The sequence below is a fragment of the Paracidovorax sp. MALMAid1276 genome, assembly GCF_049198005.1.
Taxonomy (GTDB): Bacteria; Pseudomonadota; Gammaproteobacteria; order Burkholderiales; family Burkholderiaceae_C; genus Acidovorax.
In genome coordinates this window covers 40673-50034 of the sequence record NZ_JBMIRS010000051.1, presented here as the reverse complement: position 1 = coordinate 50034, position 9362 = coordinate 40673, and the positions used below count along the sequence as shown (strand labels likewise).

Annotated in this window: 9 protein-coding genes and 2 pseudogenes; 5 read left to right on the top strand and 6 right to left on the bottom strand. The window is 65.9% G+C overall.

Features of this window, described 5'->3' with window-relative positions; all coding sequences use genetic code 11:
* Positions 1-278 precede the first annotated feature (278 nt).
* Positions 279-446, bottom strand: a pseudogene (locus ACOQFS_RS03145) (purine permease); the annotation flags it as partial.
* On the opposite strand from ACOQFS_RS03145, the pseudogene ACOQFS_RS03140 reads away from it, so the two are divergent.
* From ACOQFS_RS03140 to ACOQFS_RS03130, 3 genes and pseudogenes are all read left to right on the top strand, one after another.
* Positions 414-1468: pseudogene (locus tag ACOQFS_RS03140) on the top strand (DUF6402 family protein). The pseudogenes ACOQFS_RS03145 and ACOQFS_RS03140 overlap by 33 nt on opposite strands.
* The gene (locus ACOQFS_RS03135) at positions 1462-1872 is read left to right on the top strand and encodes a hypothetical protein (protein ID WP_421561516.1); all 411 of its coding nucleotides are present in this window, start codon (positions 1462-1464) and stop codon (positions 1870-1872) included. Before ACOQFS_RS03140 ends, ACOQFS_RS03135 begins: the two are co-directional and overlap by 7 nt.
* A gap of 82 nt (positions 1873-1954) precedes the next feature.
* Entirely contained in the window at positions 1955-2302 is a 348-nt protein-coding gene (locus ACOQFS_RS03130; RefSeq protein WP_421561515.1) for a hypothetical protein, read from the top strand.
* A gap of 85 nt (positions 2303-2387) precedes the next feature.
* Here ACOQFS_RS03130 and ACOQFS_RS03125 read toward each other — a convergent pair whose 3' ends face one another.
* The 4 genes from ACOQFS_RS03125 to ACOQFS_RS03110 all read right to left on the bottom strand — a co-directional run bounded on the left by ACOQFS_RS03125 (position 2388) and on the right by ACOQFS_RS03110 (position 7284).
* Complete coding sequence (locus ACOQFS_RS03125; RefSeq protein WP_421561514.1) at positions 2388-3620, bottom strand: M20 family metallopeptidase; 1233 nt, start codon at positions 3618-3620, stop codon at positions 2388-2390.
* Positions 3617-5395 (bottom strand): 2-oxo-4-hydroxy-4-carboxy-5-ureidoimidazoline decarboxylase, encoded by a 1779-nt coding sequence (gene uraD, locus ACOQFS_RS03120; RefSeq protein ID WP_421561513.1) that lies wholly within the window; start codon positions 5393-5395, stop codon positions 3617-3619. The genes ACOQFS_RS03125 and uraD overlap by 4 nt, the downstream gene beginning before the upstream one ends.
* 67 nt (positions 5396-5462) lie before the next feature.
* Complete coding sequence (gene puuE / locus ACOQFS_RS03115; protein ID WP_421561512.1) at positions 5463-6413, bottom strand: allantoinase PuuE; 951 nt, start codon at positions 6411-6413, stop codon at positions 5463-5465.
* A gap of 202 nt (positions 6414-6615) precedes the next feature.
* Positions 6616-7284, bottom strand: coding sequence for a GntR family transcriptional regulator (locus tag ACOQFS_RS03110; RefSeq protein ID WP_421561511.1), 669 nt, complete (start codon positions 7282-7284; stop codon positions 6616-6618).
* A 104-nt stretch (positions 7285-7388) separates the two neighbouring features.
* Here ACOQFS_RS03110 and uraH point away from each other — a divergent pair, with 104 nt between their 5' ends.
* Entirely contained in the window at positions 7389-7739 is a 351-nt protein-coding gene (uraH, locus tag ACOQFS_RS03105; RefSeq protein WP_421561510.1) for a hydroxyisourate hydrolase, read from the top strand.
* A gap of 144 nt (positions 7740-7883) precedes the next feature.
* Here the strand turns inward: uraH and ACOQFS_RS03100 are convergent, their stop codons facing one another.
* Complete coding sequence (locus ACOQFS_RS03100) at positions 7884-8366, bottom strand: hypothetical protein (RefSeq protein WP_421561517.1); 483 nt, start codon at positions 8364-8366, stop codon at positions 7884-7886.
* 140 nt (positions 8367-8506) lie between these two features.
* Between ACOQFS_RS03100 and xdhC the strand changes: the two genes are divergently transcribed.
* Complete coding sequence (gene xdhC, locus ACOQFS_RS03095) at positions 8507-9346, top strand: xanthine dehydrogenase accessory protein XdhC (protein ID WP_421561509.1); 840 nt, start codon at positions 8507-8509, stop codon at positions 9344-9346.
* Positions 9347-9362: the final 16 nt, after the last annotated feature.

The window sequence follows — 9362 nt, the reverse complement described above, 5'->3', positions numbered from 1 at the left end:
GTGCGCAGTGGATAGCCCGGCTATCCACAAGCGCCGCAACGCCGCAGACCGCCCGCCAAGGCCGCTGCCCAAAGGGTTGGAGCGAAATCGGGCGAGTGAACGCTCCGGCTGCTTGCATGGGCATGAGCCCATGCGGCGCATCCGAAGCATCCACTCATCCCGATTGCACTCCAATGCGATCTCCAAAAAGACTTTGAACAGGCTCTAAAGCCAAACCCCCTGGCAACCGAGGCTGGCAGGGGGCGGCAACGGGTTTTCGTCAGCGGGCAGGCGGGACACTAGTGGGCGTCGGCCTGGCGTGCGGCATTCACAGCGGCGGAGGTGTCGCGGCTGGCGCCATTGAAGAAAACGTTCAGGGCCACGGCCGTGATCGAGGCCAGCAGGATACCGGATTCGATGAGTGGGTGGATGGCATGCGGCATCCATTGGCGGAAGTTGGGTGCGACCCGTGCACGCAGGCTGCATGGACGCTTGGCGCGTGCCTACTTGTCGTAACAAGAAACTGTGTTGGCGAACTGAAAGAGGCGCAAACCCTTTCGATAATCCGGAGCCATTCAGATCACAGGGGGAGTGCTTTGGGACAAGTCATCACCGTGCCGCAAGAGGCATTGCGCGAGCAGTTGCAACGAAGACTGGCGCCCAAACATCAAACAAGGCTATTCCAACTACGTGACATTCCGTCGGTCATGAAAACGCGGCAAGGCTGGCACGTGGCGGCTGCATTGATGGAGCGGTGGTTCAACGGGGCACCTTAAGAGATGCCGCTGGAGATGAAAAAAAGCCAGGATCGCTACCGTATGAGCAACCTGGATTCCGCCTATCTCGATGAATCCATTGTCACCATGAAATGGGCCATGGGGTTCTCACAAGTTCAGGTGGCAGTCAACACGCTCCGGGCGAAATGGGCCAGTCCCGCTGGAATTGAACTGCTCAAGCGTCGTGTCATAAGCCAAGGCGCCCATCGAAGCCAGCAGTGCTGGCGATTTGGAAATCTAGCGCAGCCGGCCAAGGTGCTGCATCACACCTGCCAGGTGAACTACTTGGCATTTGGCCAGATGAGTGACACCGTGAACGACTTTTACGGCGCGATGGGAGAGGCGCAACTCAACGTGGCCGCCTCCGGCATGGTTGTTCCACAGGGCCAGGGGAAGGCATTGCTGGAAATCGATGAACTGGGTTTTATCTTCGCGATTCCTACGACTTCAACGATGGAGGAGCCTTTTTCTCCCAGCCTTTGGGGTGCTGGGGCTTCCAAGGCATGGCGTGTGGAATCAGCACGCGACGGGAGGTAAAAATCAAAGACGAGGTGGTGGACGAGGCCCCCGCCACGGTACAGGGCCACAAATACTTCGTCCAGAATCAGGATTTCCGCCGTTGGAGAAAAGAGCACCATAGAGGAGGCGACTTCATGGTGCTCTCGGATGTCCTGCGAGTGCGGCTGCCGGTCCCTTTGCAACTTGCATGGTGACGAACATGCAGCCATGGCGTCGGTATTTGCGCTTGATAGGCGGGCTGGTGGTGGTCTTGTGTGTTGTGGCGGGGATATGGCGCGCGCTCGCCCCGGAGCCCGCGGGGGTGTCCATCAGTCCCCGCAATGTCTATCGGCTGGAGTACTACGATGTTTCTCCGCTGCTGCGACTTCTGCGGTATCGCGACATGAAATTCCCTTCTTTTGTCCGTCTCTACCGTATAAATCCGGAAACCCTGTTAGGTGAAAGCAGAGTGGTGGACTTGTGGCTCAACGGCGACCTGTATTGGTATTTGGATCCGCCCATCAATGCGATTCAGGTGGGGAACGACATTGTTTTCGAAAATGTTCCCCCCGAATGCACCGATTGCCCGCGATTGACCGATGCGCAAGTGATGCCCTGAAACAGGGGCGGCTGTGGCCATTGTGACCAGCGTACCTCCATCGCGGAAGTATTTGCGTTCGACAGGCGGGCTGGCGCTTGCCTTGTCTGTCGTTGTTGGGCTGTGGGCTGGGCTCACACCAAAGCTCACGGGGGTGGACATCAGCCCCCGCAAGGTCTATCGGCTGGAGTACTACGACGTATCTCCGTTGTTGCGCCTTCTGCTCTATCGCGACATGGAATCCCCTTCCTTTGTCCGCCTGTATCGCAGAGACTCTGAAGCCCTGATGGGCGAGAGCAGTGTGGTGGACTTGTGGATCAACGGCCAGTTGTACTGGTATCTGGATCCGCCCATCAGTTCGGTTCGCGTGGGGCGCGACATTGTTTTCAGGAACGTTCCTCCCGAATGCACCGACTGCCCGCGAATGACCGACGCCCAGGTGATGCCCTGACGCGGTATCGGCCTTGACTGGAGACTGAAGGTGCAAACGCGTCGGAGGTTTGTGTAGAAAGCCTCCGCGCACCAGTTTGGTCGCGTCAGCCCAGCAAATCGCTCAACGCCCGCGCGATCACCTTGGTGGCGCGGCGCAGGTCTTCCAGCTCCAGGCGCTCGTCGGCGCGCTTGGCGTGCGATTCGAGCACGGTGCGCGGCCCTGCGCCGTAAATCACGCCGGGGATGCCGCGCTCCACATACAGGCGCACATCGGTGTACAGCGGTGTGCCCACGGCGGGCAGCGCCTCGCCCATCACGGCGTGGGCGTGCTTCTGGATCGCTTCGACCAAAGGAGCGTTGCCCGCCAGCGGCGTCATGGCGTTGGCCAGCAGCAGGCGCTTGATCTCCACGCGGATGCCGTCGCGCTCGCCTGCCGCCTGCTCGATCACGCGGCGGATGGCGGCTTCCACTTCCACCGGGTTCTCCTCGGGGATCATGCGGCGGTCGAGCTTGAACACCACCTTGCCGGGCACCACATTGGTGTTGGTGCCGCCTTCGATGCGGCCCACGTTCAGGTAGGGGTGCTTGATGCCCGCGACCTGGGACGTAACCTTCTTGTATTCACCGTTCTGCGCATACAGCGCGTTCAGGATGTGCACCGCGCCCTGCAGCGCGTCCACACCCGTGTGGGGCACGGCCGCGTGGGCCATCTTGCCGTGCACGGTCACTTCCATCTGCAGGCAGCCGTTGTGGGCCGTCACCACTTCATAGCTGAAGCCGGCGGCAATCATCAGGTCGGGCTTAGTCAGGCCCTTCTGCAGCAGCCAGCCGGGGCCCAGCTCGCCGCCAAATTCTTCGTCGTAGGTGAAGTGCAGCTCCACCGCGCCCTTGGCGGGCTTCGCCACGGCTTCGAGGGCGCGCACGGCGAAGGTGAAGCTGGCGAAGTCGCTCTTGCTCACGGCGGTGGCGCGGCCGTACATCTTGCCGTCCACCACTTCGGCGCCGTAGGGGTCGTGCGTCCAGCCTTCGCCCGGCGGCACCACGTCGCCATGCGCGTTCAGCGCGATGGTCTTGCCACCGCTGCCATAGGGGCGGCGCACGATGAGGTTGGTGATGGATTCCATGCCGTAGGCCTGCACGTCGGCGGCAGGCACGGCGTGCTTTTCGGCCTCGTAGCCAAAGTCCTTCAGCAGCTCGGCCGTGCGCTCGGCATGGGGGGCGTTGTTGCCGGGCGGCGTGTCGGTGGGCACGCGCACCAGGGCCTGCAGAAAGCGCACTTCCTCGTCGAAGTGCTGGTCGATCCAGGCGTCCAGGGCGCTGTAGTCGGGGGTCGTCATGGCTGGTGCTCCTCGGCAAGCTGCTCCAGCACCAGGGCGAAGGCCTCGATGGTCAGCTGGATGTCGTGGTTGGTGCTGGATTCCAGCGGGTTGTGGCTGATTCCGGAATTCAGGCCGCGCGTGAACAGCATGGCCTGGGGCATGATTTCGTGCAGCTTCATCGCGTCGTGGCCCGCGCCGCTGGGCATGCGGAACACGGGTACGCCCAGCGCATCCACCGCGCGCTCCCAGTGGTGCTGCAGGGCCGGGGCGCTGGGGGCGGCGGCGGCGCGCATCGACTCTTCCAGCGTGTAGCGCAGGCCACGGCGCAGCGCGATGCGGGCCAGCTCGTCCAGCACGTCGCGCACCAGCGCATCGCGCTGGGCGTCGGTGGGGGCGCGCAGGTCCAGGCTGAACTGGCAGCGGCCGGGCACCACATTGATGGAGCCGCCGGGCACGTTGAGCAGGCCGATGGTGCCCACCGAGTCGCCATCCTGCGCGGCGCGCTGCTCGATGTAGAGCGCCAGCTCCGCCACGGCCACGGCGGCGTCGCGGCGGCGGTCCATGGGGGTGGTGCCGGCGTGGCTGGCGGTGCCGATCATCTCGGCGATGTAGCGCACGCCGCCGTTGATGGACGTGACCACGCCCAGTGGCAGGTCCAGCTCGTTGAGCACCGGGCCCTGCTCGATGTGCACCTCGACAAAGCCCAGGTACTGCGCCGGGTCGCGCTGCAGCTTGGCAATGTCGTCAATGCACAGGCCCGCGTGCTGCATGGCCTCGCGCATGGTCACGCCGCCCGCGTCCTTCTGGTCCAGCCAGGCGGGGTTGAAGTGGCCGATGAGCGCGCCCGAGCCCAGGAAGGTGGCCTTGTAGCGCTGGCCTTCTTCTTCGGCAAACGCCACCACTTCCACGCCAAAGGGCAGGCGGCGGCCCGCGCGGTGCAGCTCGCGCACGCAGGCCATGGGCACGAAGATGCCCAGCCGCCCGTCGTACTTGCCGCCGTTGCGCACGGTGTCGTAGTGCGAGCCGGTCATGAGATAGCGCCCATCGGGCGTAGCGGGGTGGTAGCGGCCCACCACGTTGCCCACGGCGTCGATCTCCACGCTGTCAAAGCCGCAGTCGCGCATCCAGTGGCTGATGCGCTGCGCGCAGGCGCGGTGCGCGTCGGTGAGGTAGGTGACGGTGAGCTGGCCTTTTTCGGCAAAGCCGGGGTCGGAGTGTTCGGCCAGCTTTTCGTGCCAGTCCCACACGTCGTTGCCCAGCACCGGCTCGGCGGCAAACTTGTCGGCCAGGCGGATCTCGGCAATGCGGTGAATGTTGCGCAGGGCCTCGGCCAGCTCGAACTCGGGGTGGTTGTCGAGGCGCCGGGCAAAGGTGTCGATGATGTCGCGTTTGCTCAGGCCCGTGCCGCGCGGCCCGCGCACGGCCAGGATGAACGGGAAGCCAAAGCGCTCGTTGTAGGCGGTGTTGAGCTGCTGGATGCGCTCGAACTCCTCGGGCGTGCAGTGGGTCAGGCCGGCCTTGCTCTGCTCGTTGGTGGATTCGGCCGTGAGGTTTTGCGCCACCATGGCCTTGCCCGCCAACTCGGGGTGGGCGCGGATGAGGGCCAGCTTGGCGTCCAGGTCGGCCGTGCGCACCACCTGAGCCAGCGCGTGCTTGAGCTGGGCCAGCGACCGAAAAGGCCGCTGCGCCAGCGCCTGCTCGGCAATCCAGGGCGAGTGCTCGTACAGCCCGTCGAGCAGCGCCAGCGCATCGGCGGGGCTGGCGGCGTTGAGTTGTTCCAGGGTCAGGGGCATGGTGATCAATGCTTCAAAAAAGTGAGCTGCCGGCGCTTGTTGGATAAGCGCTGGGGGGCAATTGGGTTCATAAAACGGGTGCCGGATGGTGCCGCGCCCAGTGGCGCGCGATGTCGATGCGCCGCGCCACCCACACGTGGCGGTGCTGCGCAATGTGGTCCAGAAAACGCTGCAGCGCCGTGATGCGCCCGGGGCGGCCCAGCAGGCGGCAGTGCATGCCAATGCTCATCATCTTGGGCGCGTTGCCGCCGGCCGGGTCGCCCTCGGCATACAGCGCGTCGAAGGTGTCTTTCAGGTACTGAAAGAACGGGTCGGCGTGCGAGTAGCCCTGGGGCAGGGCAAAGCGCATGTCGTTGCAGTCCAGCGTGTAGGGCACGATGAGCTGGGGCACCACGCTGCCATCGGTCTTTTGCACCTTCATCCAGAAGGGAAGGTCGTCGCCGTAGTAGTCGCTGTCGTATTCAAAACCGCCAAAGTCGGCCACCAGGCGGTGCGTGTTGGGGCTGTCGCGGCCGGTGTACCAGCCCAGGGGCCGTTCGCCGATCATGCGCTGGATGATGTCCATGGCCTCCTGCATGTGGGCGCGTTCCACGTCCTCGGGCACGTTCTGGTAGTGGATCCACTTCAGGCCGTGGCAGGCGATCTCGTGGCCCAGTTCCACAAAGGCGGCGGTCAAATCGGGGTGGCGCTGCAGCGCGGTGGACACGCCAAACACCGTGAGCGGCAGCCCGCGCTTTTCAAACTCGCGCAGGATGCGCCACACCCCCGCGCGCGAGCCGTACTCGTAGATGCCTTCCATGCTCATGTGCCGCTCGGGGTAGCTGGCGGGGTTGAACATTTCCGACAGGAACTGCTCGCTGCCCGCATCGCCGTGCAGCACGGCGTTCTCGCCGCCTTCTTCGTAGTTCAGCACGAACTGCACCGCAATGCGGGCGCCGCCGGGCCATTGCGCGTGCGGCGGGTTCCGGCCGTAGCCAATCAGGTCGCGGGGGTAGGGGGCGGTGGCGTCGTAGATCATGTCAGGTAGTTTCCTTGGTTCTCCATAGCGTTGCGCGTTAACCGCAGCCGATGAAACCGGCAGGGCCCAGGCGAGGGCAGCCGCGCAAGGGCCGCCCCGCCGCGCATGCGGCGCTTTGCTTGCGTGCGGTGGCTGCGCCCCCCTTCCGTAGCGCGCAGCGCGTAGAGAGAGGCGGAAGGCGCGAAGCGACTCAGGGGGTGTTTCATGTTGCTAGCGCGGCGGCCAGGTCGCTGGCCGGGCGCTTGCGGTCAAAGGCCAGGCTGGCCTCCACATGTTCGAGATGGCTTTGCATCAGCGCCACGGCGCGCTCTTCGTCGCGGGCGGCCAGGGCGGCCACGATGTCGGCGTGCTCTTCGTGCGAGTGCTCGGCCGCGCTGGCCGACTGGTACATCAGCGTGATGAGGGCGCAGCGCGAAATCAGGTCGCCCAGCAACTGGGCCAGCACCTCGTTGCCCATCAGCTCGGCCATGCGCACATGGAAGTCGCCCAGCAACTCGGTGCGGCTGCTGGCGTCGTCGCTGCCCACGGCGGCTTTTTCGGCGGCCACGTGGGCGCGCAGGGCCTTGATCTTGGCGGGCGTCACCTGGCGCACAAAGGCGCGGGTCATCTCGCTCTCCAGCATGCGGCGCACGGCAAACACCTGCCGGGCCTCTTCGGCCGAGGGCGTGGCCACAAACGCGCCACGTGCGGGCTCCAGCGCCACCAGCCGGTTTTGCGCCAGCTGAAACAGCGCCTGCCGCACCAGGGTGCGCGACACGCCGAAGTGGTCGGCCAGCTTCTGCTCGGCCAGTTTGGTGCCGGGCTGCAGGCGGTGCTCTACGATGGCGCGGGTCAGGGCCTCGACGATGGCGCTGGTGGATGAAGATTCCATGGCAGCATGATACGGTGGAAGGCAAAAAGTGTATACACTTTTGGTCTACACATTGCGGCGCGGGCGTTGTTGCCGGTGCAGCGAACACCCTTCAGGAGATTGCCATGGGCCTCAGTACCCACGTTCTCGACACCATGCACGGCTGCCCCGCCGCAGGCATGGAGGTCAGCCTGTATGCCACCGACGGCGACAACGCCACCCTCGTCAAGCGCCTGGTGCTCAACCACGACGGCCGCACCGACGCCCCCCTGTTCGACAACGCCAGCCTGCGCACCGGCACCTACCGCCTGCGCTTTGACGTGGCCGGCTACTTCAAGGCCCGGGGCGTGCAACTGCCCGAGCCGAACTTTTTGAACCAGGTGAGCCTGGACTTTGGCATTGCCCATGCCGACCAGCACTACCACGTGCCGCTGCTGGTCAGCCCGTGGAGCTATTCGACCTACCGTGGCTCCTGAGGAGCGCGGCCGATGAAGATGGCGCGGCCCAGGCCAGGGATGCCGAGCAAGGGCCGCCCCGCAGCGAGGGCATCGTCCCCCTTCCCGAATGGCGCAGCCATTCGAGAGAAGGGGGAAGGCGCGAAGCGCCTCAGGGGGATGTACCTACAGCTGCCCCTCGGTGAGCGTATCCAGTTGAAAGTGCCCGCTTCGATCCCACAGCCAGGTGTCGGTGTACGTCACCTTACCCATGCGCGCGGGCACCGGGAAGGGCGCTGCGGCGCGCACGGTGCGCTCGATCTCGGCCACCACCTCGGGCGCGTGCTTGGGGGCGCGCATCCAGTTCAGCCGGGTGACCTTGCCAGTGCGGTCGATGTCCACTTCCAGCACGCCAATCGCATACAGCATGGGCGGCAGCTTGCCTTTGAAGATGCGGTCCCGGTTCAGGCCATACAGATGGGTGGCGGCGTCTTCGCGGTAGGCGCGCGGGGTGCTGGCGGCGGAGGTGCGTGCCGAGCCCGCCTTGGCGGGCACCGGCCCCGTGATGCCCGTGGCGGGGTCCGCGCTGGGCGTGCGGCTGTCCTGCACGGCGGGGGGCGGCTCGGGGGCCGACTTGCACGCCGCCACCAGGGCCGCCACCGTGGCCATGAGCCCGGCAAGCAGCCAGTGGCGGCTGCGGGTATTGGAAGGGCGCTCGGTGGCAGAAGTCGGCATGATGAATTGGCGGGGCTGGTGCTGCGCTCCCAGAAGCTGGGGTCGCTAATAAACAACGGGGATGGAAAAGGCTTGTGACTGAATTGCGTTTGCTGTGGGACGCCCTGGAGCGCTCGCCCGCCTGTCTCGTGAGCGTGGAGTCTACCCAAGGCTCTGCCCCGCGTGAAGCGGGCGCGTGGATGGCCGTGTTTGCCGGGCACATCGTGGGCACCATCGGCGGCGGCCAGCTGGAGCTGCAGGCCATTGCCGAGGCCCGGCGCCGCCTGGCAGCCCCCGCACACCCGGCGCAGCCCCCGGCCACGCAGCGCTATGCCCTGGGCCCCACGCTGGGTCAGTGCTGCGGCGGCGTGGTGCACCTGCGCTTTGAGAACATCACTGCCGCCGACCGCGCCCCCGCATCGGGCCTGGCCGCCCGCCTGGCGCCGCGCCAGCACCCGGTGGCGTTGTTTGGCGGCGGGCATGTCGGCCATGCGCTGGCCCGGGTGCTGGCGCCGCTGCCGTTTGCGCTCACCTGGGTGGACAGCCGCGACGGCGTGTTTCCCGACCCCGCGCCCGAGGGCGTGGCCTGCGAGCATTCCGACCCCGTGCAGCAGGCCGTGCCCGGCCTCGCCCCGGGCAGCCGCGTGCTCATCATGAGCTTCAGCCACGCCGAAGACCTGGACGTGGTGGCCGCCTGCCTGCGCCGCCAGCGCGAGCGGGGCGACCTGCCGTTCATCGGCCTCATCGGCAGCCGCACCAAATGGGCCAGCTTCCAGCACCGCCTGCGCGACCGGGGCTTTGCGCCCGCCGAGCTTGGCCACGTCACCTGCCCCATCGGCGTGCCCGGCATCACGGGCAAGGAGCCCGAAGTGATCGCCGTGGCCGTGGCCGCGCAGCTGCTGATGACGTTGAGGGGAGGGCCAGACCCCGGGTAATTCCGGCCCCTCAGTC

Excerpts from the sequence above, each read along its gene's own strand:
- ACOQFS_RS03135 (WP_421561516.1), top strand. The coding sequence starts at position 1,462 with ATGGTGACGAACATGCAGCCATGGCGTCGGTATTTGCGCTTGATAGGC.
- uraH (WP_421561510.1), top strand. The coding sequence starts at position 7,389 with ATGGGCCTCAGTACCCACGTTCTCGACACCATGCACGGCTGCCCCGCC.
- uraD (WP_421561513.1), bottom strand. The coding sequence starts at position 5,395 with ATGCCCCTGACCCTGGAACAACTCAACGCCGCCAGCCCCGCCGATGCG.
- ACOQFS_RS03100 (WP_421561517.1), bottom strand. The coding sequence starts at position 8,366 with ATGGCCACGGTGGCGGCCCTGGTGGCGGCGTGCAAGTCGGCCCCCGAG.
- ACOQFS_RS03110 (WP_421561511.1), bottom strand. The coding sequence starts at position 7,284 with ATGGAATCTTCATCCACCAGCGCCATCGTCGAGGCCCTGACCCGCGCC.
- ACOQFS_RS03125 (WP_421561514.1), bottom strand. The coding sequence starts at position 3,620 with ATGACGACCCCCGACTACAGCGCCCTGGACGCCTGGATCGACCAGCAC.
- puuE (WP_421561512.1), bottom strand. The coding sequence starts at position 6,413 with ATGATCTACGACGCCACCGCCCCCTACCCCCGCGACCTGATTGGCTAC.